Source organism: Arthrobacter sp. efr-133-TYG-118 (assembly GCF_030209755.1).
Lineage (GTDB): Bacteria > Actinomycetota > Actinomycetes > Actinomycetales > Micrococcaceae > Arthrobacter.
Genome location: NZ_JARVRH010000035.1, coordinates 43,821 through 67,837 on the forward strand (window position 1 = coordinate 43,821; position 24,017 = coordinate 67,837).

A 24,017-nucleotide genomic window follows, 5' to 3' on the forward strand; every position below is an offset into this window, starting at 1 on the left:
TCCTCCCGATGCGCGCGACCCGGTGTAACCCTCCAAGTCTACCGGACGGCTGCGCCTGTTCCAGCGGACCGCGCGCACGAGCCGGCGCCTCAGACAGGTGTCTAGGCTGCCGCGGCGTCCACGATTCGCACAGTGGAGCCGTTCCGGTTCTTGATTACCTGCAGCTGGCTGCTGATTCTCTGTTTCATCTCGGCAACGTGGCTGACCAGCCCCACCACCCTGCCGCCGTCGCGCAGTCCCTCCAGTGCATCCATGACCTGCTCGAGGGATTGCTCGTCAAGGCTCCCGAAGCCCTCATCCACGAACAAGGTTTCGATGTCTACGCCGCCGGCCTCCTGCTGCACCACATCGGCGAGCCCCAAGGCCAACGCGAGCGAAGCCATGAACGACTCCCCGCCGGACAGTGTGGCGGTGTCCCGCCGCTGGCCTGTCCACTCATCCACGACTTCCAGGCCCAGACCGGATTTCGCGCCCCGGGCCGCCTTGGCGTCCGTGTGCTGCAGGGTGTACCTGCCATCGCTCATGGCGATAAGCCGCTCCGACGCCGCTGCCGCGACTTGTTCGAGGCGGGCGGCCAGCACATAGCTGTTGAGGCTCATTTTGTAACCGTTGTCGCCTGCCCCCCTGGCAGTTTCGGCGAGCTCGTTGAGTATCCGGGCGCGTTCACGGGGGCCGCGCCCCGAGGCCGCAGCTTCTTCGTACTGCGAGCGGATCGCAGCCAGGCTGGCCACCGTCCTGGCAGCGAGTCCCGCGGCAAGGTCCAGGCGGCGGGCCGTTTCTTCTGTCTGTCCGGCCTCTTGTTCGAGGGCGGCAAGCTTGACGGCGGTCAGGGGCACCTCTCCGATCTGTGCTTCCTTGGCAGCGAGCACGAGATCCTCGGACTCGAAGAGCTCCGCGAGACGGGCGCTCTCGGTCTCTGCGGCCCTGATGGTTTCGTCGAGCCGTGCGGCGTGCTGCTCGTCGAGGATTTCGAGCCGCGCGGCCTCCGCGGTGTCGAATCCGTGTGCCGAAAGGGCACGGTCCAAGGCTGTGGATGCATCATCCACAGCCTCCCGGGCTCGTTCCAACTGCACGCCTGCAGTCACAGCGGACTGCAGGAGTTCGCGTTGCCTGGTCAGGGCCTCAATCCGGCCGCGCAGTGTGTCGAAGCCATCACGCAGCCCGCAAAGCAAGGTCTCCAGGGACTCACGTTGTTCGCCCAGCAGGACCTTGATGGACCCGGCCTGCGCCGCGGCGGTGTCCTCCTGGAGTTGTTCTTCCTCCAAGCGGGCAATGCTCTCCGTCATGCGGGCAAGGTCTGCCTTTCCCTGTTTGAGCCCGGACACGGCGGAACGCGCCGAGGCCAGGGCGTCTTTGGCCAAGTCCTCCGCCGAAGCGGCTTCCTTTGGATCGATGTCTCCGCCCTGGGCGGCGAGCACGGCAACTTCCTGCTCGGCGGACGCTAGCTCGCCCGCCGCTTGGAGAAGTTCGTGCTCGCTCTCCTCATAGCGTTCGTGGGCGGATTGCTCTTCCTCGGCAAGGGCCAGCGCGGTTAGCCCGGCTGGCGCCGGAGAGGGGTGCTCGGCGCTTCCGCAGACCGGGCATGCTTCGCCGTCATGCAGCTTTGCGGCGAGCTCGGCGGCGGCATTGGCCAGCCGGGATTCGCGGAGATCCAGCCAGAGCTGTCGGAGGTCCTGGGAAAGCGCCCGGGCAAACGCGTGGCGCTTCACTGCCGCGGACTGGGAATCAAGGGCGCCTGCGTAACGGGCTACGGTCTTGACGGCGTTCTGGGCTGCTGCAACTTCGCTTTCGCGGAGGGGCAGCTCCAAAGCGGCAACTTCCAGCGGGCCCAGCTCGCCCTCCAAGGCAAGCGCCTCCGAGCGAAGCCCGGCCAATGCAAGGGACCGCACCGCTTTGGCCGACTCCCGCTGCCGAGCGGCGAGGCCGAGCGCACCAAGTCTGGCGGTGATGTCCTCGAGCTTTTGTTCGTCCCCGACCCTGGCCTCCAGGATAGCCATCGTCTCTTGAATCCCGGTCAGCGACGTGCCGGGGTCGCTCGCGTCAAGAGAGGCGGCAAGCAGTTTCGCCGTCGCCGACTCCGCGTTCGAGCCCGCAAGGTCGAGGGCCTTCGCGGCGCGGTCCACGGCGTCGAGCTGTCCGCCGAGGACGGCGGCTTTGCGGTGGCGTCCAAGTCGCTCGCGGAATTCCTGCACTTCTGCCGCGCGTGCGGAGAGCGCTTCGTGCCGGCGCGTGGCGGCGTCGAGCTTCGCGTGCCGTTGAACCCGTTCCCGGGCGGAGTTGAGCTTGTCTGCGATCTGAATCCGGGCGGCATCGGCAGAGCCGGCAGCGTGCTGCCGCTTGAGAGATTCGGCCCGGGCCCGGGCCTCGAGGTTCCCGAGCCGAAGTTCAGGCGCGAGCCCACTGGATCCTGGGCCATCAAGATCCGCCGTGTCGGCCTCTTCGATGCCGAGTTGCGCGTACTCTGTCTCCGCCCGCTGCACGAGCAACTGAAGTCCGTTCTGGTTATCCTGAACTTTTACGCGCGCGGCGTTGGCTTGGAGTGCCAACTGCTGCTCGATCGCTTCAAAACGCTGGGTTCCGAAGAGCTTCTGCAGAAGATCCAGCCGGTCGGACGCCTTGGAACGCAGGAAAGCCGCGAAGTCTCCCTGCGGGAGCATGACCACCCGGGTGAACTGGTCCCGGTCCATCCCCAGGACGTCACCGATTTCCATGCCGGCTTCGTCGTTGCGGGAGGTCTTTTCTTCCCACGAGCCATCAATCCGTTCGCGCAGAAGCGTTTTAGCCTGCTGGGTGGTGAAGCCCTTGCGCCCACGGGCACTTGGCCTGTCCCACGCCGGGGAGCGGGTGACCTCGAAGCGTCTGCCTCGCGCCGAAAATTCGCAGACGACCCGCGGCTCCGCTGCCGGTTCCGCGTGGTCGCTCCGCAAGCGTTTGCCGTCCTGGCGGGCCCCCGGCACGGAGCCATACAGTGCAAAGCAGATAGCGTCGAGCACACTCGTCTTTCCCGCGCCAGTGGCACCGTTCAAGAGGAACAGTCCCTGGGCCCCCAAGTGGTCGAAATCAATCGATTGAACCCCGGCAAACGGCCCGAAAGCCTCAATTTCAAGGCGGTGGATTCTCACAGCTCTGCTCCTTCCAGCCGGACCGCTTCCAAGGCTTCACGAAGGGCGGAAAGTTCTGCTTCGTCAGCAGGCCTTCCCCGCACATGGTCAAGGAAGCCGCAGCAAACACCAAGATCGTCCTCGGCCTCTGCAAGCCTGCTGCTATAGCTGGCTTTTGCCTTTCCCGCGGCGTCTTCAGGGTCAAAGCCAAGGACCAGCGTGTCCGGGAACCGGGCACGCAGCTGTTCCATGGCCTGCGCCGGCCGCGCGGAGTCCGTGAGGGTGACCTGGCAATACGCGGTCTCGGCCCAGGAATATTCCTCCGATTCCAAAAGCTCGGCGAGCTTCCCACGGAGAATCGCCAGCTCCCGTGGTGCTTTCCAGTGAATTTCCTCGACGCTCTCAACACCGTCGATGCCGACGTCAATCAGCCATGCGCCCTTCCGATGCTTGGCCTCGGAGAACGAGTATGCCAGCGGCGAACCCGAATACCGGACGTGCTCCGAAAGTTCCTGGCGCCCGTGCAGATGCCCAAGGGCCGTATAGCCAAAGCCATCGAAGAGATTCAGGGGCACCGCCCCCAAACCGCCGATGCTCAAATCGCGTTCGCTGTCCGAGGTGATGCCGCCGCTCGCGAAAGTGTGTGCCAGCACAACGGAGTGCACTGGTCCTGTCTCGCTTCTCCGGGCAATGTCCTCACGGATGAGCTGCACCGCGGCCTGGGTGACGTCAAAGTGACTCGCCGTTTGGGCACCGAGCCGTTCGGCGACAAGCCTTGGTTCAAGGTACGGAATCCCGTAGACGGCAAGCACCGGGACGCCCGCCCCGGCCGCGCGGTGGTTGCTGTCCAGTGGAAAAAGGACAGGGGTATCGAGATCCTCTACGCGGGTCCGCAGGTGGACTCCCCCGCGCTCCAGCAGGCGCGAAGCGAAACCAAGGCGGATCGCGGAATCGTGGTTGCCGCTGGTCAGCACCACCTTGGCACCGGCGTCCGTGATCCGCACGAGGGCGTCGTCGAGCAGCTTAACGACATCCAGGCCCGGAAGGGCACGGTCATAGACGTCCCCCGCAATCAGGACGACGTCCACCGATTGCTCCCGGATGACTGCGAGCAACTGCTCGATGAAGTCGCGCTGGGCGTCGAGCATCCCGACGCCATGGAACGAGCGTCCCAGGTGCCAATCCGAAGTGTGCAAAAGCCTCATGTTTTCAAGCTAACCGGAGGCACGGACATTATTGGCGCGGCGCGGCGGCACCGGCCGTAACAGGACCCTCCGGGCAGCTGAATTCCTGCGTCAGCCCCGTTTGCCGTCGAAGAAGTCACGGGCCGGGTCAACGTCGGGCTTTTCTTCGGCTGGGGCCGCGGCGGGCGCCGCAGCCGGCGTGGAAGCCTCGGCCGCACGTTCCGGGGCAGCCGCTTCGGCGTCGTCGTCGGACTTTTCGTCCCAGCCGTCGGCCGGCAACGGTTCTTCGACCTCAGCCACGGTAGCCGGAGTGGTTTCGCCGAAACCGCGGAAGATGAGGCCTGCGATCGCTGCTCCCACCAGCGGCGCGACCCAGAAGAGCCAGAGCTGCTCCACGGCCCAGCTGGAGCTGAAGATGGCGGATGCAGTGGCCCGGGCCGGGTTGAAGGCAAGGTTTCCAGTTGATTGGCCCAGCTGCAGCAGGACTGCGACCGTCAGGCCGACGGCGAACGGTGCCGCGATCTTGCTGGGATTGCGTCGGGCAGTGACGCCCAGGAAGACCCCCACCAGGAGCGCTGCGCCGAGGACCTCAATGAGCATCACGCCGGTCACGGGAACCTGGAAGCTTGAATGGGTGCCGAATCCGGACGTTGCCGTATCAAAGACAGTCCGGCTGTCGGTGATCCCGGGAACGGTCCGCACGACGGCGAAAATCGCCAGTGCGCCCAGCAAACCGCCCACGATCTGGGCCCCAAGGTACGCGGCCCCATCCACAAGCTTCATCCGGCCGGCAACCAAGTGGCCAACCGTGATGGCCGGGTTGAAGTGCCCGCCCGACAAATAGCCGAAGGCAAGCATGGCAGCAGTAACGGTCAGGCCGCTGGCCAGCGACGCCGGCATCGGAACCGCCTGGGGGTTGATGAAGATCAGCACACCCAAGCCAATAACCACAAGGAACAGCGTCCCCAGAGCTTCAGCGGACGCCCGGGCAAGGAGCCGGGTACCGCGGGAGGAGGGAACGGACATAGTTGTGGTCATGTCGAATGATTCCTTAGTTCGAGGTTCGGGTGGTCTGTTGCCGAGGAGAATGCTCCACGCACGGCAACGAGCCATGCTGCGGACCGCGCATTTGCCCTGCTGGCATCCTGTCAGCCGAGTCTGGACGCTTCCTGAATCCGAGCCTAGCCGCCCAACGCGATTGCGGCGACCGCAGCGCAGGCGAGCGCAATAATAGACAGGGCGCTTGCAAGCATCAAGACAGCCGACGCTTCATCCGCGCCATGGTGCAGCTGATAGGACCTGACCCAGACGACGCAGCCCAGGACGATCGTCGCTGCGGCGGCCGTCAGGGCGCAGATTCCCTGGTAGTCGAGTCCCGGTATACCGGTGGGAAGTTGTCCCGCGCCGGACTTGGCCGTCAACCATCTGCGCCAGATGAAGAGATCCACCACCAGAAGCGAAATCAGGGTCCGGCGCCAAGCGAGCGTGGTGCGCTCAGGTTGCAGCCCCGGATCCCTGGCGTCAATGGTCAACGCGCCACCAGGATCAGCACGGCAAAGGTGAAGGCTGCCACGGCAACCACGATGGTCATCAGCAGCATGACCCGTGAGAACGGCAGGGCTTGGTCGTTGCGCATCGCTGCCTCCATTTGCGCCCACCGGCGGTAGGCAAGCGTCGCGAGGCCCGCGCCGATCATGGAAAGCACAACGCACAAGACGATGCGCACGGGCTGCGGCGCGATGTTCGGAGCAAGCTGGTCGATGGCGACGGCACCAGCCAGCAGCGCCAACGAGGTACGGATCCATGCAAGGAAGGTCCGCTCGTTTGCGAGGGAGAATCTGTAGTCCGGGGTCTTTCCGGTTTTCCGCCACGCGGGTTCACGCATCACTGCCTCCTGGTTCACGAGCCACCGTATCAGCGGGGATGTGAAGACCGACGAAGCAGCCACGGTAAATTACCACTATGAGTGCTGAATCGTCCCCCACCGCCGTGCCATCCTTCGAGTCCCGGGTTCGCGGCTGCCTGCTGGGAGGCGCCTTGGGCGATTCGCTCGGCTACGCCGTCGAGTTCGACGACGTAGCCACCATCCGTTCCCGCTTCGGCGCCGCGGGCCTCACCTCTTTTGGCCAGCTCGACGGCGGCAGCCACTTCTCCGACGATACCCAGATGACGCTGTACACCGTTGACGGCCTCGTAGAAGCCCTTGAGTGGGCCAACGACGGCGTAGCGGCGGATGAAACTGCATGTCTCTGGTTGGCTTACCTGCGATGGCTCGCCACCCAAGGTGTGGCCTTGCCGTCGTCGGCCCCGGTTCCCCAACCGCGTTGGATCGACAGCCAGGACGTACTCCGGCACCGCAGGCATCCCGGCAAAGCGTGCCTGAGCGGGCTCGCCACGGGACAGATGGGGACCAAGTTCCGCCCTGTCAATCCGGAATCGAAGGGCTGCGGCACGGTGATGCGGTCCGCCCCATTTGGCCTTGTCCCGCATATTTCCGAAGCCACGGTCTACAAGCTGAGCACCGATGCCGCGTCCTTGACCCACGGACACCCTTCAGCGCGGCAAAGTGCAGGTGCCTTCAGCGTGCTGGTGCACAGACTGAGCGCGGGCGAGGATGTACGGACTGCCGCTGAGCATGCCTTGAGCGTGGTGTCAGCACTGCCGGATCCAGCTCCCGAGCTTCTGGACCGCCTCCGTGAGGCGCTGGAACTGTCTTCCGCCGGCACGTTGCTCAGCCCGGAGGAACTCACTGGGCAATTGGGCGAAGGCTGGGTCGCAGAGGAGGCACTCGCCGTCGGGCTCTATGCAGTGTTGGCAACCACCGCGGCAGCGGAGACACAGCGTGATCCGGCAGCCCATTTCCGCCAGGCCATAGCCGTGGCACTAAACCACAACGGCGACAGTGACTCCACCGCGTCGATCGCGGGCAATATCCTCGGTGCACTCCATGGCGAAGAAGCCCTGCCCCCGGACTGGCTTGAAGCCCTCGAAGCTCCTGACGTCATCCGCGGGATGGCGCAGCGGCTTATCGCCGTCACCGTGGGCTAGGAGGCAAACGGGTCAAAGCCTGCGAAGCGCGATGTTGTTGCACGCTTCGCAGACGCCCTCGGGAATGAACCCGCGCCGCTGCAGTAAGCCGAAAATCGCGCAGCCGAGGCAGAATCCTACAAACGACTCAAGCGACGCGGCCACAATCAGCACGGCGAGCAGGATCCACGCACCCAGCGCGAAACCGGCGAAGAACAAGACCACGGCCGCTGTGCTGAGCGCCGCACCGATTCCCTGTGCGAAGCGCTTGGGTGGACCCGGGACAAGTTTGGCAGGGCCGACCCGGGGAGCCAGCACCTTGACGGACAACAAGGCAAACGGCGAGATCCGCGGCCCAAACAGGACCCGCAACCAGAAACCGGTAGCAATCAGCACGAGTCCCCAGCCAAAGCCGCTCACGAGGGTGCCCACCGCCGCCAAAACCACAAGGCCGGCCGTGATCCTCGCAGCGTACTCATTGACGGGATTGGGGAAAGCGAAGACGGCGCGCCAACCGGTGGCCGCCGGAGCCGGCGTCCCTGCGGTGGGCCGCACAGTGTCAGGCCGATTTCCCTGTGTCATGGCTCAAGGCTAGGAGCGCAGGCAAGCTACGGGAAGCTTTGTTGCTCCGTGTGAATTTTGGCCCGGCTAACGTCCGCCGACCATCTGCAGGAACTCACCCTCGGAGAGAACCTCGATCTGCTGGCCGCGGCTGTGCAACTCCAGGACGCGCTTTGCTTTGCCGGTGAGACGACCGTTCCGGAGATCGCCGGCCACAAAGCCGTCACCTACCACCAGGACCGTGGTCCTACCGGTCACGCGGCTCTCCGGACGCGCGCCCATCTCCGCCGCCCGCTGTTTCGCTTCCGGCCGGGCAATCGCAAGCTCACCGGTGAAGACGACGGTCTGCCCGAACAGAGGGTGGCCCGGTTCCGCTGCGGGGTTGGGCGCCGGATTGGTGCCTTCTTCCGGCCAATTGCTCCAAGCGCGCCCAAGCTGGCCCGCACTACGCCCGACGCCGGACTGGCCAGCGACCGCGTCGCGCCCTCCACCGACGGCGGCGAGCGCGGCGAGCGTTTGCTTGGACAGTCCGTCTCCTGGCTGGAAGGCCTGCTGTTTGGGTATGGCCAGGCCGAGGGACAAGTAGAGCTCGGCGATGCTGTTGGCGTTGTTCCGGTGCGCGATGTCCACCAGGATTCCGGCGCAGGCCCGGGCGTCCTCGGCGGCGTCGTGATGGTTCACGAGGGGCACGCCCGCCTCCTCCGCGGCGTACGGCAAGGAATTGGACACCAAGGAGTAGCAGCGCCGGGACAACATCACCGTGCAGACGTACTCGTAAGCGGGGCCCGGCAGGCCGGAAACTTCGAGCCCGGAACGGATCACGCCCAGATCGAATGCCGCATTGTGGGCGGCAAGGATATCCCCGCCGATGAAAGCCCCGATTTCAGGGAAGAGCTCGCCGAAGCGTGGTGCGCCCGCGACATCCTCCGCCCGGATGCCGTGGATCCGGGTGTTGTGGTATTCGAAGTGGTCATGGTTTTCCGGCGGCCGCATGAGCCAGGAGGCTTCCTCCACCACCACGCCGCCACGGACTTTGCTCAGACCGACAGAGCACGGGGAACCCCTGAAGCCGTTCGCAGTTTCAAAGTCGATCGCCGTAAAGTCCAATGCCACTGGTCAAGGTTACAGGTGGAAAGGGGCCCCAATAGCGCTGGTGATGGCCGCCATCAGCCACGGATCGCCTTTCAGACCTCGTCAGCTGTCTCCTGCAGCCTGGTCAACGCCTTCTTGGTTGCTCTTTGGGCCAGGACATGGATGACCGCTCCCGCGGCGCCCCCGGCGAAGGCAAACAACATCACGCCCGGTAACGAGTCCTCCAGATTGCTCGCCGCGCCCCGCAATGCCTCCCCGGCACGGGTGGGACTTACCGAGTTCCTGGGGGTTTCGTCTCCCGGGGACCGGCAGGGTAGCCGCCACGGCGGCTGGCCAGGATGATTGCGAGCGCTGCCGCCGTCGGGACGGCTGCAGCTAGTGGCACCCACAGGGCGCCGACGGTAGTCAGGGCCAGAGCGCCATAACCGGCGCCGACGGCGATGCCGAGTTGAATGGTCACCACGGTCAAACCGTTCGCGGCGTCCTTGTGCTCTCCGCCAGCGCGAAGGATTGCTGCCTGGTTGTAGATACCGATGGCCCCAAAGGCGGTTCCCCACATGGTCACCAGCAAGAGTTCGCCCACCCATGTGCCGCCAAGTAGCGGCAAGAGGCCAAAGGCCAGCACGAGCAGGGAGACCGCGGAAAGCAAGGAACGCCGCGGATGGGAATCGGCAGTGAGGCCGGCGATCCAGATCCCCACGAGGCTTGAGGCCCCCACCACTGACAGCGAAATGCTCGTGAAGGCATCCGGCAGTCCGGAGACGTGGAGGAACGGCGCGATGTAAGTGAAGAGGGTGAAGTGGCCCAAGAGCAAGAGCGGCCAGGCCGTGGCCACGGCGATGACGCCGGGCAGCTTCAGGGCTCCGCGGAGCGTCGGCGTCGTCTTGCCGTCCTCGTCGGGGGCGGAGGGGAGCACCCAAACGGCCAGCAAGGCGAGAACCGCGCCGACCCCGGCGAGGATCATGAAAGAAGCGCGCCAGGTGAGGACCGATCCCATGAGTGTGCCGATCGGAGCGCCGACGGCCAGCGCGATGCTATTACCGCTGAAGACCATGGCCATTGCTTTTCCGACGGAGTGTGCTGGAACGATCCTGGCAACGTAGGGGGCCATGCTTGACCACAACATCCCATGGGCCACGCCCCCGAGGAGCCTCGCGGCAACGGCAAATCCCAGGCTCGGGCTGGACGCCAGCAGCACATTGCTAAGTGCGAACGCGAGCACGGTGGCGATCAACAACGCCTTGCGGGGGACTCTTCCGCCGAGCAGCCTCGACAAGGGAAGCGCTGTGAAAACGATGATTGCCGCATAGGCGGCCGTGAGCGACCCTACGGCCGATTCGTCTACTCCCAGGTCCTGGCTGATCTGGGGCAGCAGGCCGGACGGGAGGAGTTCAGTGGTGACAGCGGTGAAGCCTGCAGCGGCGAGGACCAGAAGACCTCCCCATGGAAACGCCGGGGCTGACGCAGCAGCGACCGCCGCCGGTGTCCTGGATATGGCTGCGTCTCGCTTCAAAGTTCTTCCTCGTCAGTCATGTTCAGTTAGCTGCGGACGCAGAAGTCTTCGTGTCTGCTGTCCACCTCCACCACGCTACCCACACCAGGCGACTGGAGGCAGTGTCTGTCAGACACCCCCAGCGGATGTCTCAAGGGCCCGACGGCGGTTGTCCCGTACCCTTGAAGGGTGACCCTTTCTGCGATGAACGACTTTGCCGTATCCGCTTTGGGGGGTGCAGGACAGGTGCAGCCGCATATGTCTGCGCTCCTCCCAGACTGGTTGAACCCCCAAATCTTCCTTGCCGACCCCGCTTTGGCTCCATGGGTGGTCCTGCTCGTGTGCGGCATTGTGTTCGCCGAGACGGGACTGCTCGTAGGCTTCTTCCTGCCCGGCGACTCGATGCTCTTCACCGCTGGGCTCCTCGTCGCCACTGACACCATCAAGTTCAATATCTGGGCACTCGCCGCCCTCATCGTCGTGTCGGCGATCATCGGCAACCAGAGCGGCTACCTCATTGGCTCCAAAGCCGGACCAGCCATCTTCAACAAGCCTGATTCCAAGCTGTTCAAGCGGGAGAACGTCGAGAGCGCGCACGCCTTCTTCGAAAAGCACGGCGGCAAGGCCCTGATCCTGGCCCGTTTCGTTCCGATCATCCGCACTTTCGTCCCGGTGATTGTCGGCGTCGCGCAGATGGACAAGCGCAAGTTCTTCATTTTCAACGTCATCGGGGCGGTGCTCTGGGGCGGTGGCGTCACGCTGCTCGGCTACCTGCTCGGCGACAAGGTGCCGTGGGTCCGGGACAACCTCGACATCATCTTCGTGGTCATCGTCCTTATCTCGGTGGTACCCGTGGCCGTCGAGGTCATCCGCGGCTTGCTGGCCAAGCGCAGGGCCGCGGACCGCGGAACTGAACCCGTCGAAGAGTTCATCGAGGGACACGAAGCCGGAAAGCACGGCGAGCGCTAAGCCCACTGGCTCATGGAACGAGGCACCCCGCAGTTCGTTTGCGGGGTGCCTCATTCTTTAGCGCTTGACCGACATTGCCTGCGGATCCCGGCGCCGGGGGATCCATGACCAGATCCAGGTCGACGGGATCTACGACGGCTCATGGACACCGTCGGATTCTGCTGGATCATTCTCTTCGCCGAAGTTGGCAGTCCCGTGATTCCGCGGGCCCGGAATTTGTCCATTCGAATGATTGAGCAGAATCCAACATCCGGGCGAAGACGATCCCGGGACGGACACGACGCGCCCGGGATTTACCCACGTTTTGTCCTATAAGCCAGTTTCAGCGCAGGGCGTCCACAATCGCCGGGAGCAGCGCCCTGAACGCCTTGCCGCGGTGGCTGATGGCGTTTTTCTCCTCGGAACTCAGCTCCGCGCAACTGCGGTCCAGCCCCTGGGGTTGGAGCACGGGGTCGTAACCGAATCCACCCGCACCGCGGGGCTCGCGCAAAAGAGTGCCTTCCAGCTGGCCGTACTCGACCACCTCGCGCGCCCCGCCGTCGACGGCGTCCGGTACAGCGAGCGCTGCCGCGCAGACAAACGCGGCCCCCCGGTGTGCGTCGGGGACTTCCGAGAGCTGCGCGAGCAAGAGCTGCAGGTTGGCGGCATCGTCACCGTGCCGGCCGGACCAGCGGGCCGAGAAGATGCCCGGGGCTCCACCCAGGACGTCCACGGCCAGCCCCGAGTCATCGGCAATCGCCACCATCCCGGTGGCCTCGGCCACGGCCCGCGCCTTAAGCAGCGAGTTCTCGGCAAATGTCACGCCGGTCTCGGCAACATCCGGGGCTCCGGCCGCGGCCGCGTCAATCACTTGGGTATCGACGTCGAGTCCTGGCACCTGCCCCCTCAGGAGTTCCCTGAGTTCACGCAGTTTTCCCTTGTTGTGGGTGGCAAGAACGAGGCGCGGCGTAGTTGCGATAATTGCCTCGCTCACGGAGCCTCGGCCAGGGTCTCGCGCTGGATTGCTGCCAACTCCCCCGTGCCGATGAGGGCAAGGTCCAGCAAGGCATTCAGTTCATCGCGGTCGAAGGGGGCTCCCTCGGCGGTGCCCTGGACTTCCACGAACTTGCCGGAGCCTGTGACCACCACGTTCATGTCGGTTTCCGCGCGAACGTCCTCGACGTAGGGCAGGTCCAGCATCGGGATACCGTCAATGATTCCCACGGAGACAGCAGCGATGGTGTCGATCAGCGGCTGTGCGTTCTTGGCGATCATCTTGTTCTCGCGGGCGAAGCGGATCGCTTCAGCGAGCGCTACGTAGGCGCCGGTGATCGCGGCGGTGCGGGTGCCGCCGTCGGCCTGCAGGACATCGCAGTCCAGCACGATCGTGTTCTCGCCGAGGGCTTTGGTATCGATGATGGAACGCAGCGAGCGCCCGATCAGGCGCGAAATTTCGTGCGTGCGTCCGCCGATCCTGCCTTTGACGGATTCACGGTCGGAACGGGTGTTCGTGGCCCGCGGCAGCATGGCGTATTCGGCCGTGACCCAGCCGCGGCCTTCGCCTTTGAGCCAGCGCGGGACGCCCTCGGTCAGGGAAGCCGTGCACAGCACCCGGGTGTTGCCGAATTCGATCAGGGCCGAACCTTCGGCCTGCTTGGACCAGCCTCGGGTGATGCTGATGGGACGGAGTTGATCGGGCGTACGGCCGTCGGCACGGATGACGGGGACAGATGTGGCTTCGGAAGTCATACTGCAAGCTTAGCGATCCCCCGGCCCTCGCCGGACTGCGCAGTCGGACTCCGGGTTCAGACGGTGTAGTGGACTCCGGCAACCGCGACGGCGACATCCCCGGCGAACTCGGGCCGCGCCTCCGCCATGACTTTGGTCTGCGATGTCCAGACCGGGATGTGGGTCAGCAGGAGGCGTCGGGCTCCGGCGGCTTTGGCAGCCTGGCCCGCGCGCTTGCCGGTCAAATGCACATCCTTGATGTCGTCGTCGCGCCCTTCCTCAAAGGCGGCCTCGCACAGGAAGAGATCGGCGTTGCGGGCGGCGTCCTCAAGGCCCGGGCACGAGTCGGTGTCTCCCGAGTACGTGAGGATCCTGCTCACCGCTTTGCCTTCTTTGTCCGGCTCGGTGACCTCGACGCGCAAGGCGTAGGCCTCCTCCACGGGGTGGTTCACGGCATACGGCGTCACGGTGAACGGTCCGAGCCGCACGGATTGGCGTTCGCTCCAGTTGCTGAAGTCGAATTCCTCGTGCATTCCGGGGTCCAGCTCCAAGCCGTAGGCCGTGGCCATACGGTCGGCCGTCGCGGCGGGGCCCCAGACGGGGATCCTGTCCCGTCCCCAGCCGCCCGGCTTCCAGCGGACGGCCACGTGCAGTCCGCAAAGGTCCATGCAATGGTCGGGGTGCAAGTGGGTCAGGAAGATGGCGTCGATATCTTCGAGGTCAGTGTAGCGTTGGATGGCCCCGAGGGCACCACTGCCGAGGTCCATGACGATCTTCCACTGGCGTTCGCCATCGTGCGCGGTCAGCAGATAGCACGACGCCGGAGAGCCGGGACCGGGGAAGGAACCCGTGCAGCCAACAATGGTCAGTTTCACTGGATGCGGCCCCCGCGGGCCGCGCCGAATTCGTTCACGGTGAACGCCGCAGGGTCAACGAAATTGGACGTCCTCGCATGATGGCCTCCCGCTCGGGCGGCTTCCAACATTTCCGGGGTGATGCGCGCGAGGCTTCCGGTCGGGTACTGGGCGGCTACATGGTCCACGTGGCGCACGGAGAGGACCTCCGGGCCGAGGAAACGGCGCGCCAGGGTTTCGAACTGCACTGCGTCGCCGGTGGCCATGAAGTCGTGCCGGGGCAGGCCGGGATCGGTGCGCTGGATCCCGTGGGTGGCCAAGGCGCGGTAAACATCCTTGGCAGTCTCCTCGGCGCTCGACACAAGAGTGACGTCTTCCCCCATGACGAAGGAGATCACACCGGTGAGCAAGGGATAGTGCGTGCAACCCAGCACGACGGTATCCACGCCGGCATCCCTGAGCGGTTCCAGGTATTCGTGGGCCGCGGCCAGCAGATCGGGACCGGTGGTGATGCCGGCCTCCACGAAACTCACGAACTCCGGACAGGCCACCGAGGTGATGCTCAGGTCCGGGGCAGCGGCGAAGGTGTCTTCGTAAGCGCGGGAACCCACCGTGGCCGATGTCCCGATCACGCCGATCCGACCGGATCTCGTGGCGGACACCGCCCGGCGGACTGCGGGCTGGATCACCTCGATGACGGGAATCCCGTAGCGGGCCGTATAGCGTTCGCGGGCATCGCGCAAGACTGCGGCCGAGGCAGAGTTGCAGGCGATGGTCAGGAGTTTCACGCCGGAGTCCACGAGTTCGTCCATGACGCCGAGGGCATTGGCCCGGACTTCGGCGATGGGGAGTGGCCCATACGGTCCGTTGGCAGTGTCCCCTACGTAGATGATTGACTCATTGGGCAACTGGTCGATGATGGACCGTGCCACGGTGAGTCCGCCGACTCCGGAATCGAAGACACCGATGGGGCGTGATCCCAGCAAGGGGTTGTGTGCTTTGCTGTTCAGTGTTTCCGGCTTGCGCTGGGATTCAGGCGCCCCTGCGGCGCTCTCCCCATCCGATACCGGGTCCGATGCTGAGTTCATGATTCTTAGAGAATAAGCCAAGGCATGTGCTGCAGCCATGACATGTGGCGGGGGCCTCGTGTCTGTTTTGTCACACGGACGGCCAAAAGCCCCGGCAATTTCACTCAGGACTTCCGGTCCATCGAGGCCATCATGGCCTGGACCAACGATTCCTGGAGCCAGGTGGTGAAGTTGTAGACGAGTGCCAGGTAGCTCTCTACGTCTTCGGCCTGGGACCAGTCCTGCATGGCATGGACATGGTCGGCATCCGCTTCGTCGCGGATATCGAGGCGCTCCGCCAGCACCAAACGAACATCATTGAGGGCCATGGACCAGAGCTTCGCTTCTTCCGGGGTGAGGACGAGCTCGTTTCGGTCCAGGCCCATCGCGGCGGCCCGAAGCGCGCCGATTTTCCCCTCCCGCAGCGAGCGCTCGGTGAGCTGGCGGAACTCGAGGGACGCGGCGTCGTCGTTCTTCATGACGTTCGGCAAGAGCCGCAACAGGGCGCGATCGGACGGTTCCTTGACGTTCATGTCCAGGCCGATCAAGGCCGTCAGGGGATCTTCGTTGCTGGACAGCTGCGGTTCCAGCATTGAAATGACATCGTCCAGGAGTCCGCGCAGGAGTTCGCGCTCGGCGGGCTCAAGGTAGCCGGTGATGCCCTTGAGTCCGTACTTGAAAGCCTTAGCCACGTGCGCCGCCCTTGCGTCCCCGGCCGTCGCCGCTGCTGCTTGCCTTTTCAACCGTTGCCCACAAGCCGTAGCCGTGCATGGCAACCGCGTGCTGCTCCACTTGTTCCTTGCCACCGTACGCCACGATGGAACGGCCCTTCTTGTGGACCTCGAGCATGAGTTTGTTGGATTTGGCCTCGGAATAGCCGAAGTAGCTCTGGAACACATAGCTCACATAGCTCATGAGATTGACGGGATCGTTCCAGACAACCAGGTTCCAAGGGATGTCAGCAGCGCTGAGGACGTCGGTGGACGACTGCTCCGAGGTCTCCGTCCGTTCCTCTCCCTTTAAGCCCGCGTCTGTCACGGTGCAGGTGGCTGTATGGATGCCGGGGGCTGTGCCGGGGCCGACGGTAGTGGTCATCTGTCCATTCTAATGGTGGTGGATGGGCGAGCTAATGGCGGGTGGATGGGCCCACGCCGGCGAGGGGCCCGGGTCGAGCGGAGCGAGACCTGGGAGCCGGTGGGTGGGCCCACGCCGGCGAGGGGCCCGGGTCGAGCGGAGCGAGACCTGGGAGCCGGTGGGGACTAGAGTGAATTCGTGAGTAGATCCGTCGCCTGGAACCACCCCCGCACGTCGTTGTACACCGATCACTATGAGCTGACCATGCTGGAAGCCGCCCTCCATTCGGGCGCGGCGCACCGGCGCTCCGTCTTCGAGGCCTTCGCCCGCCGCCTGCCCGACGGGCGCAGATACGGCATCGTCGCCGGCACCGGCCGGCTGCTTGAAGGAATCAAGGACTTCCGTTTCGGAGACGCCGAGCTCGCGTTCCTCGATCAGCACAAAGTAGTTGACAGTCAGACCCTGGACTTCCTCGCCGACTACAGGTTTTCCGGCGACATTTGGGGCTATCCGGAGGGCGAGGCCTACTTCCCCGGCTCCCCCATCCTGATCGTCGAATCCACGTTCGCGGAAGCGTGCATCCTGGAAACGTACATCTTGTCCGTACTCAACCACGACACCGCGATTGCTTCGGCTGCCTCCCGGATGACCAGCGCTGCCGGCAGCCGGCCGTGCATCGAGATGGGCTCCCGGCGCACCCAGGAGGAATCGGCGACGGCGGCAGCCCGCGCCGCGGTCATCGCCGGTTTCGGCAGTACCTCCAACCTTGAGGCCGGTCGCCGTTACGGCATCAAGACCGTAGGCACGGCCGCCCACTCGTTCACGCTCCTGCACGATACCGAGCGCGAGGCCTTCGAAGCGCAGATCGCAGCCTTCGGACCGGGAACGACGCTTCTGGTGGACACGTACGACGTCGAGGTCGGGGTACGCACAGCGGTGGAACTCGCGGGTGACAAGCTCGGGGCAGTCCGCCTCGACTCCGGAGACCTCGTGGCCCAGGCCCAATGGGTCCGTGAGCTACTGGACAACCTCGGCAACACCAACACCCGGATCGTCGTCACCTCGGATCTCGATGAATATGCCATCGCAGCCCTGCAGTCGGCGCCGGTGGATGTTTACGGCGTAGGTACCTCCCTGGTCACAGGATCGGGAGCCCCGACGGCCAGCATGGTCTACAAGCTGGTCAGCCGGACCAACGATGCCGGGGAATTCGTTCCCGTAGCCAAGGTTGCCAAAAACAAGGCCAGCGTGGGCGGCCGCAAATACGCCCTTCGTAAACTCAACGAACTCGGCATCGCCACCCAGGAGATCGTGGGCATCGGACACCGGCCGGAAGACGACGGCAACGACCGCCCGCTGCTCCAGCAGTTCATCAAGAATGGCGAACTGCTCCCGGGATGGACGGGACACGAGGGCGTGGTCCGGGCACAGGAACGCCATACTGCGACCATGGCCGAACTCCCCCCGGTAGTCCGGAGGCTGCAGCGCGGCGAGCCGGCAATCCCCACCGTCTACGAGGAGGACTGAATGTCCCGTGCCCTGATTATCGTCGACGTCCAGAACGACTTCTGCGAGGGCGGGTCCCTCGCAGTGGAAGGTGGCGCCGCCACGGCTGCCGCCATCAGCGAATACCTTGACGCGAACCACCAGCACTTCGACCACGTCGTGGCCACGCAGGACTGGCACGTGGACCCGGGCAGCCATTTTTCGGAGACACCGGATCTCGTGGACAGTTGGCCACCGCATTGCCGCGCCGGGAGCAAGGGCGCCGAACTCCACCCGGATCTTGACGCCGAGTACATCCAGGCCTACTTCCGCAAGGGGCAGTACACCGCGGCCTATTCAGGGTTCGAAGGAGTCCTGGCACCCGAAGACGAAGTTCCCATGGGCGAACTCGCCCCCGGCGCCGTCCCCTCCGTCGAGCTGGACGAGGACGCCCTCGGCCTCGACGACTGGCTGCAGAGCCACGGTGTGGAGGAAGTGGTGGTGGTGGGAATTGCCACGGACTACTGCGTCAGGGCCACAGCACTGGACGCCGTGCAGGCGGGCTACTCCGTGACAGTGATCGGTGAACTCACCGCCGGAATCGCGGGGGACCTTGACGAGACCTACGCGGAACTGGAAGAAAACGGCGTCGAACTGGGTCAGCCCTAAGGACCGGGAGCCCTGCCAAGCAGGACTACTTCCGTCCGATGAACCAATCCTGGAGCTTGCGCAGCCGCGACTGCAATTGCTCCTCGTTTGCCTGCGCCACTGCCGGGCCGCCACACACCTCGCGCAACTTATTGTGGACGACGCCGTGCGGGGTACCGGTGCGGGCCGACCAGGCCGCGACGTTTTTTGCGAGCTCATTGCGTAGGTCCATCAGCATGCGGTGGTCCGGAACCGCGGGTGACGCGGCGGCAGCCAACGGAGATTGGCGCTTCTTCCTCGACTGCTGATCATGCTGCCGCTGCCGGAGCAACGTTCCCACCTGTTCGGCGTCGAGCAGCCCGGGGATCCCGAGGAAATCAAGTTCGTCCTCGGAGCCGATATCGGCGCCCGTGCCGAATTCGCCGCCGTCGAACAGCACCCTGTCAAAGGATGCCTGGGAATCGAGGGCCTCGAATTTGCCCTTCTCGAGGGAGTCCGAGGCCTTCTCTTCGCGGTTGGCCTCGGCCATCAGGTTCTCTTCGGGGTTGAAGAGGCCGTCCGGGTCTTCCTTCTCGGGCCGGTCCAGCGCGTGGTCCCGCTCGGCTTCCATGGAGTTGGCCAAGGCCATGAGGGGCGGCACGGACGGCAAAAAGACCGACGCCGTTTCCCCACGTTTGCGGGCACGGACGAAGCGGCCCACGGCTTGGGCGAAGAACAGCGGCGTGGACGTGGACGTCGCGTAGACGCCGACCGAAAGCCTGGGGACGTCAACGCCTTCGGACACCATGCGGACGGCCACCATCCAGCGCTTGTCGCTGGCGGTGAACTCCTCGATTTTGTGCGAAGCCTTGGAATCATCGGACAAGATCACCGTAGGCGACTGGCCCGTGATCTTCTTGAGCTGACCGGCATAGGCGCGGGCGTCGTCGTGATCCGTGGCAATCACCAGGCCGCCGGCGTCGGGCACGGTACGCCGCACCTCGCCGAGGCGCTTGTCGGCGGCAGCAAGAACGGCGGGGATCCATTCGCCGCTCGGGTTCAGCGCGGTACGCCATGCCTGGGAGGTGATGTCCTTGGTCACGGCGGCCTCGCCGAGGGAAGCCGCCATTTCGTCTCCCGCGCTGGTCCGCCAACGCATCTGGCCCGAATACGCCATGAACAGCACGGGACGGACGACGTGGTCCCTCAAGGCATTGCCGTAACCGTAGGTGTAGTCCGCCTTCGAGCGGCGGATGCCGTCGCGGTCTTCGGCGTATTCCACGAAAGGGATGGGAGAGGTATCGGAACGGAAAGGCGTGCCCGTGAGGGCCAGGCGCCGCGCAGCAGGATCGAAGGCCTCGCGCAATCCGTCGCCCCAGGACAACGCTTCGCCACCGTGGTGGATTTCATCGAGGATGACCAACGTGCGGGCGGCCTCGGTCTTGGCCCGGTGGAGCATGGGCTTGCTGGCCACCTGCGCATAGGTCACGGCGACGCCGACGAAGCCCCTGCCGTGCTGGCCGTCGGAATTCTTGAAGTTCGGATCGATGGCAATGCCCACCCTGGCCGCGGCGTCCGCCCACTGCCGTTTCAGGTGGTCGGTAGGAGCGACGATCGTCACCCGGTTCACCGTTCCACTGTCGAGGAGCATTGACGCAATCCGCAGTGCGAAGGTGGTCTTACCTGCTCCCGGCGTTGCCACGGCGAGAAAATCGCGCGGGCTGGCGTTCAGGTACAGGTCCAGCGCTTCCTGCTGCCAGGCGCGCAGCTTCGGGGCGGTTCCCCAGGCTGCGCGTTCCGGATATGCGGGAGGCAGTGCAGGGCCGCCGAAGAGTGTTTCAGTCACGCGGATTCCCCTCGACTGGCGTTCGCCTGACTCGCGGCAATCAAGCCGCGGGCCACGCCGCCAGGCGCAGCTCCATACAGGCTGCTGCGCGACGCAGCAACGATTCCAAGCAAGGCCGCTGCAGCCAGCGAAACCCAAATAACCACAAAAAACACCAATCTGTTCCGGATGCGCCGAATCACGCAGGGCAGCAAACAGGCAGGGGAAAGCGCTCCCCCGCCTACTACCAGGATTTACCCGACTACTGGGGCTTACTCGCTACTTGGAGTTGCCCGAGCCGCCTTTGTCTCCGCCGTCGTTGCCGGGGCGAAGTCCTTCATAGATTTCTTTGCACTCGGGGCAGACCGGGAACTTCTGCGGGTCCCGGCCAGGGGTCCACACTTTGCCACACAGGGCAATCACGGGTTCGCCTGTCAGGGCTGACTCCATGATCTTTTCCTTGCGGACATAGTGCGAGAAACGCTCCCGGTCACCGGGTTCCACTTCCTGGCGCACTTCCTCGCGCTCAATGGTTGCAGTGGAAGTTCCGGCTCCGGAAAGCTCGCGCATGGGATCGTTTTCGAATGGGTCCGGAGGCAGCGTCGTCATGCCATCCATCTTAGCCGCTGATGCTTCGCGATCAGATGCACCGCGTCAGATGCTCTGCCATTTCGGTTTGTTGTCATAGGTGTGGCGATAGTAGTCGGCGAGCTTGAGCGAGGACGCCGCAGCCTCATCGATCAGGATGGTGGCGTGCTGGTGCATTTGCAGCACCGATGCCGCGCAGATGGCTGCCACCGGCCCCTCGACGAAGTCCTTGACCGTCTGGGCTTTCTGGGCCCCCGTGGCAATCAGGACCACGTGCCGGGCATCCATGATGGTTCCGAGTCCCTGGGTCACGACGTGGTGCGGAACGTCGTCGATGCTCTTGAAGAATCGTGCGTTGTCCTTGCGGGTCTGCTCGATCAGCGTCTTGATCCGGGTCCGCGAAGCGAGCGAGGAGCCTGGCTCGTTGAAACCGATATGCCCGTCCGTCCCCACGCCAAGGATCTGCAGGTCAACGCCGCCGAGTGCCCGCATGGAGTCTTCGTACGCTTGGCAGGCCGCAGGAAGGTCGGCCGCGGTACCGTCAGGGCTGTGGACATTGGCGGGGTCGATGTTGACCCGGTCCGTGAATTCACGGCGGATGACTTCGCGGTACGACTCCGGGTGCCCGGGTTCAAGCCCGACGTATTCATCAAGGGCGAAGGCGTGTGCGTGGCTGAAGTCGAGGCCCCTTTCCTGGTGGCGGCGCGCCAGTTCGTCATAGATAGGGAGCGGGGAGGACCCTGTGGCAAGGCCCAGGACGGCGCTCGGCTTTCGGAGGAGCAGCGCCTCGATGGCATCCGCGGCAAGCGCCCCGATCTGCTTGCTTCCCGGAAGGATGACAACTTCCATCGTCCACGACCTTTCTAGCTGTGTTTCCCGGATCGACTGGTTCAAACTCGAGGTTATCCCATGTCCCATAACTTGTCATTGTTGCTCATGGAATCAACGATTGACGCTCAATTGCGCGAAGAGCTCCGGCCCGCGCCGGTCAAGCCAGCGTCCGCCGATCCGGACACCCGACACGAACAAGCCCACCCCAAGAACCGTACCAATTGCCAGATTGATCCATCCCCAGAGCGGATCGCCTGTGACGGACTGGACAATCACCAGGACAAGTTCAGGAAGGACCAGGAGGAAAAGCACCGCCATTCCTCCGAACTGGACCGCAAGCGTCTGGGCAACGTTTCCCGGCGGCTTCTTGAACGGGCTGTCACCGGGCAACGGGACGCTGGACGTGTACCGCGCCGACACGATGGAGGCCAGGCCCAGGCCTGTGAACAGCACCCCCAGGGAAAGACCCAGGACACCAGGCAACCAGCCCCATTCTCCCGTAAGGAAAAAAGGCCCGACGGCGAAGACCAACACCACCGGGAGGGCGAATACCAGGCAGGCCAAGGCCCTGCCAAGCCGGTCATGGATGCCGCGGACCCCGGTGGACAGATGCAAGGCAAATGCGGTGTTGTCGTAGGAAACATCCGCGGCAATAGACCATGCGAGGACAAAGGCAGCCATTGGCCCCAGGATCACCAGCATGGAGTAGCTTCCGGACTGCGCGGACTGGAACAGGAAAATCACGGGCAACAACGGGACCACGATCAGCGAGGCCGCGTAGCGCGGATCGCGGATCCAGTAGCTGAGGGCGCGCGCCGCAATGGCCCCGGTGGGAGTTGCCGGCAGCAGTCCGAACAAGCCAAGTTTCCCGCCGCGTTTTCTCGATCCACCGGAATATGGCGGAGTGACCAGCGCCCGCTTGAGCAGGGCATTCCAGGCGGCCAACAACACGAGGAGAGTGGAGATGGCGATCAAGGCCTTCAGGCTGGCGGCAACAACATCTCCCGACGCCAGATCGCCGCCAAGAGACCAGGAAGCTCCGAGCGGAGTCCAGGAGACCGTCCGGGCAAGTTCGGGGAGATAGCCGGTGGAACCGGACACTCCCCTGAAGACCCCGGCCACGATCGGTCCCATCAGCACGAGTGGCACAAAGACCACAATGCTGCTCACATCCTTGAAACGGCGGGAGGCTGCGAGGCTGGCCGTCGCCGTCGTGATCACTTTCGACAGGACCACGCAGCTCAGCACGCCCAGCACGGCACCCAGCAGCGCGCCGAGCACCGCCGGCACGCCGCGCCACCATGTTGCCGCAGTGAGTAACGCCACGAGCATCGTGGAGAGCCCCGGCACTCCGATGAATCCGGCGAGGGCAAGCCCGGTCAGCAGTTGGCGCATGGGGATCGCGGACGTCGTGAAGCGGGAGGGGTCGAGGGTCATGTCCGCAGCCGAGGCCATCAGGGGCACCACAGCCCAGGCCAGGATCGCGGCGGCGCCACCGAGGACGACGGCGGTGTGGGCCGTCTCGGGGTCGGCCCACCGCAGGGCGATGAGCGTCCCCACGAGGGTCGCGACGACTCCCAGCGCATAGAGCCCACCGATCGCGATTCCCACAAGCTGGCCCGGGCTGCGTCGGAAGCCGTTCAGCAGGAGCCGCCACTTCAGGCTCAGAAGGTGCGCAACCATTCCAATCCCCCCGCCTGGTTTCCGCCGCCCACCAGCTGGACAAAACGGTCCTCGAGCGAAGCGCCGTCGCAGACCTCTTCTACGGTTCCGGCGGCGAGGACCCTGCCTGCAGCCACAACGGCCACGTGGTCGCACATGCGCTGGACGAGGTCCATGACGTGGCTTGAGACGATGACCGTGCCTCCCGAGCCCACGTAGTTGTCAAGAATTCCCCGGATGTTGGCAGCCGACACGGGATCCACCGACTCAAAAGGCTCGTCCAGCACCAGCAGCCTGGGCGCATGGATAAGCGCCGAGGCGAGGGCAATCTTCTTTGTCATGCCGGCGGAGTAGTCCACCACAAGGGTGCCGGCGTCGCCGCTCAGGTCCAGCGCGGCCATCAGTTCTCCCACCCTGTGGGCAACGACGTCCCTGTCCATGCCGCGAAGCAAGCCGGCGTAGGTGACAAGCTGTTCACCCGTCAAGCGGTCGAAGAGGCGGACGCCGTCGGGCAAAATCCCCATCAGCTTCTTGGCTTCAAGCGGTTTCGCCCACACGTCCACGCCGTGGATGTAGGCCGTCCCGAAATCCGGCCGCAGGAGCCCGGTGGCCATGGACAACGTCGTCGTCTTACCCGCCCCGTTGGGACCAACGACCCCGTAGAAGGAACCGGCCGGCACATCCAGGCTGATGCCGTCGACGGCGATCTTCCCGCCGAAGCGTTTCGCAAGTCCGCGCAGGGCCAAGGCAGGCACCGGGGAGGTATGGGGAGAACCGGGAAGCTGGACAGTCATGCAGCCAGCCTAGCCCCGGGGACGCTTCCGGGGGTCGTCCCGGAGGGGGAACTACTGAGCCCCTTTCCGGAGCCGCC

General features: G+C 64.7%; 23 protein-coding genes. 4 read left to right on the forward strand and 19 right to left on the reverse strand.

Annotated features, from left to right (window positions below):
• Positions 1–101: 101 nt before the first annotated feature.
• The 5 genes from QRN59_RS22510 to QRN59_RS22530 all read right to left on the reverse strand — a co-directional run bounded on the left by QRN59_RS22510 (position 102) and on the right by QRN59_RS22530 (position 6,170).
• Positions 102–3,122, reverse strand: a complete 3,021-nt coding sequence (locus QRN59_RS22510) for an AAA family ATPase (RefSeq protein ID WP_284984660.1) — start codon at positions 3,120–3,122, stop codon at positions 102–104.
• On the reverse strand, positions 3,119–4,306 hold the full coding sequence (locus QRN59_RS22515; RefSeq protein WP_284984661.1) for an exonuclease SbcCD subunit D: 1,188 nt from the start codon (positions 4,304–4,306) through the stop codon (positions 3,119–3,121). Before QRN59_RS22515 ends, QRN59_RS22510 begins: the two co-directional genes overlap by 4 nt.
• 90 nt (positions 4,307–4,396) lie before the next feature.
• Positions 4,397–5,323 (reverse strand): MIP/aquaporin family protein, encoded by a 927-nt coding sequence (locus tag QRN59_RS22520; protein WP_284984662.1) that lies wholly within the window; start codon positions 5,321–5,323, stop codon positions 4,397–4,399.
• A 143-nt stretch (positions 5,324–5,466) separates the two neighbouring features.
• Positions 5,467–5,817: a DUF202 domain-containing protein gene (locus tag QRN59_RS22525; RefSeq protein WP_284984663.1), complete on the reverse strand. Its 351-nt coding sequence runs from the start codon at positions 5,815–5,817 to the stop codon at positions 5,467–5,469.
• A complete protein-coding gene (locus QRN59_RS22530; RefSeq protein ID WP_059387628.1) occupies positions 5,814–6,170 on the reverse strand; it encodes a YidH family protein in 357 nt (118 codons plus the stop codon). Before QRN59_RS22530 ends, QRN59_RS22525 begins: the two co-directional genes overlap by 4 nt.
• A 77-nt stretch (positions 6,171–6,247) precedes the next feature.
• Here QRN59_RS22530 and QRN59_RS22535 point away from each other — a divergent pair, with 77 nt between their 5' ends.
• Entirely contained in the window at positions 6,248–7,333 is a 1,086-nt protein-coding gene (locus tag QRN59_RS22535) for an ADP-ribosylglycohydrolase family protein (protein WP_284984664.1), read from the forward strand.
• Positions 7,334–7,345: 12 nt separating this feature from the next.
• Here the strand turns inward: QRN59_RS22535 and QRN59_RS22540 are convergent, their stop codons facing one another.
• The 3 genes from QRN59_RS22540 to QRN59_RS22550 all read right to left on the reverse strand — a co-directional run bounded on the left by QRN59_RS22540 (position 7,346) and on the right by QRN59_RS22550 (position 10,460).
• On the reverse strand, positions 7,346–7,894 hold the full coding sequence (locus QRN59_RS22540; protein ID WP_284984665.1) for a DUF4395 domain-containing protein: 549 nt from the start codon (positions 7,892–7,894) through the stop codon (positions 7,346–7,348).
• Between the two features lie 66 nt (positions 7,895–7,960).
• Complete coding sequence (locus QRN59_RS22545; RefSeq protein WP_284984666.1) at positions 7,961–8,986, reverse strand: 3'-5' exonuclease; 1,026 nt, start codon at positions 8,984–8,986, stop codon at positions 7,961–7,963.
• A 250-nt stretch (positions 8,987–9,236) separates the two neighbouring features.
• Complete coding sequence (locus QRN59_RS22550) at positions 9,237–10,460, reverse strand: MFS transporter (protein WP_284984714.1); 1,224 nt, start codon at positions 10,458–10,460, stop codon at positions 9,237–9,239.
• 201 nt (positions 10,461–10,661) lie between these two features.
• On the opposite strand from QRN59_RS22550, the gene QRN59_RS22555 reads away from it, so the two are divergent.
• Entirely contained in the window at positions 10,662–11,426 is a 765-nt protein-coding gene (locus QRN59_RS22555) for a VTT domain-containing protein (RefSeq protein WP_284984715.1), read from the forward strand.
• 322 nt (positions 11,427–11,748) lie between these two features.
• On the opposite strand, the gene rdgB is transcribed toward QRN59_RS22555, so the two are convergent.
• The 6 genes from rdgB to clpS all read right to left on the reverse strand — a co-directional run bounded on the left by rdgB (position 11,749) and on the right by clpS (position 16,149).
• The gene (rdgB, locus tag QRN59_RS22560; protein WP_502871104.1) at positions 11,749–12,399 is read right to left on the reverse strand and encodes an RdgB/HAM1 family non-canonical purine NTP pyrophosphatase; all 651 of its coding nucleotides are present in this window, start codon (positions 12,397–12,399) and stop codon (positions 11,749–11,751) included.
• Positions 12,396–13,154: a ribonuclease PH gene (gene rph, locus QRN59_RS22565; protein ID WP_078108499.1), complete on the reverse strand. Its 759-nt coding sequence runs from the start codon at positions 13,152–13,154 to the stop codon at positions 12,396–12,398. The genes rdgB and rph overlap by 4 nt, the downstream gene beginning before the upstream one ends.
• A gap of 56 nt (positions 13,155–13,210) precedes the next feature.
• Positions 13,211–14,008, reverse strand: a complete 798-nt coding sequence (locus QRN59_RS22570; protein ID WP_284984667.1) for an MBL fold metallo-hydrolase — start codon at positions 14,006–14,008, stop codon at positions 13,211–13,213.
• The gene (gene murI, locus QRN59_RS22575; RefSeq protein WP_284984668.1) at positions 14,005–15,075 is read right to left on the reverse strand and encodes a glutamate racemase; all 1,071 of its coding nucleotides are present in this window, start codon (positions 15,073–15,075) and stop codon (positions 14,005–14,007) included. The genes QRN59_RS22570 and murI overlap by 4 nt, the downstream gene beginning before the upstream one ends.
• A 104-nt stretch (positions 15,076–15,179) precedes the next feature.
• Positions 15,180–15,746, reverse strand: coding sequence for a DUF2017 domain-containing protein (locus QRN59_RS22580; RefSeq protein ID WP_234747793.1), 567 nt, complete (start codon positions 15,744–15,746; stop codon positions 15,180–15,182).
• The gene (gene clpS, locus QRN59_RS22585) at positions 15,739–16,149 is read right to left on the reverse strand and encodes an ATP-dependent Clp protease adapter ClpS (protein ID WP_284984669.1); all 411 of its coding nucleotides are present in this window, start codon (positions 16,147–16,149) and stop codon (positions 15,739–15,741) included. Before clpS ends, QRN59_RS22580 begins: the two co-directional genes overlap by 8 nt.
• Positions 16,150–16,326: 177 nt before the next feature.
• Here clpS and QRN59_RS22590 point away from each other — a divergent pair, with 177 nt between their 5' ends.
• Both QRN59_RS22590 and QRN59_RS22595 read left to right on the forward strand, forming a co-directional pair.
• Positions 16,327–17,655: a nicotinate phosphoribosyltransferase gene (locus QRN59_RS22590; RefSeq protein ID WP_284984670.1), complete on the forward strand. Its 1,329-nt coding sequence runs from the start codon at positions 16,327–16,329 to the stop codon at positions 17,653–17,655.
• Entirely contained in the window at positions 17,656–18,282 is a 627-nt protein-coding gene (locus QRN59_RS22595) for an isochorismatase family protein (RefSeq protein WP_284984671.1), read from the forward strand.
• Between the two features lie 25 nt (positions 18,283–18,307).
• On the opposite strand, the gene QRN59_RS22600 is transcribed toward QRN59_RS22595, so the two are convergent.
• The 5 genes from QRN59_RS22600 to QRN59_RS22620 all read right to left on the reverse strand — a co-directional run bounded on the left by QRN59_RS22600 (position 18,308) and on the right by QRN59_RS22620 (position 23,940).
• Entirely contained in the window at positions 18,308–20,086 is a 1,779-nt protein-coding gene (locus tag QRN59_RS22600; protein WP_284984672.1) for a DEAD/DEAH box helicase, read from the reverse strand.
• Between the two features lie 258 nt (positions 20,087–20,344).
• Positions 20,345–20,683, reverse strand: coding sequence for a DUF3039 domain-containing protein (locus QRN59_RS22605; RefSeq protein WP_284984673.1), 339 nt, complete (start codon positions 20,681–20,683; stop codon positions 20,345–20,347).
• Positions 20,684–20,719: 36 nt separating this feature from the next.
• The gene (nagB, locus tag QRN59_RS22610; protein ID WP_284984674.1) at positions 20,720–21,502 is read right to left on the reverse strand and encodes a glucosamine-6-phosphate deaminase; all 783 of its coding nucleotides are present in this window, start codon (positions 21,500–21,502) and stop codon (positions 20,720–20,722) included.
• Between the two features lie 93 nt (positions 21,503–21,595).
• Positions 21,596–23,167: an ABC transporter permease family protein gene (locus tag QRN59_RS22615; protein ID WP_284984675.1), complete on the reverse strand. Its 1,572-nt coding sequence runs from the start codon at positions 23,165–23,167 to the stop codon at positions 21,596–21,598.
• Complete coding sequence (locus QRN59_RS22620) at positions 23,149–23,940, reverse strand: ABC transporter ATP-binding protein (RefSeq protein WP_284984676.1); 792 nt, start codon at positions 23,938–23,940, stop codon at positions 23,149–23,151. The genes QRN59_RS22615 and QRN59_RS22620 overlap by 19 nt, the downstream gene beginning before the upstream one ends.
• Between the last annotated feature and the right edge of the window lie 77 nt (positions 23,941–24,017).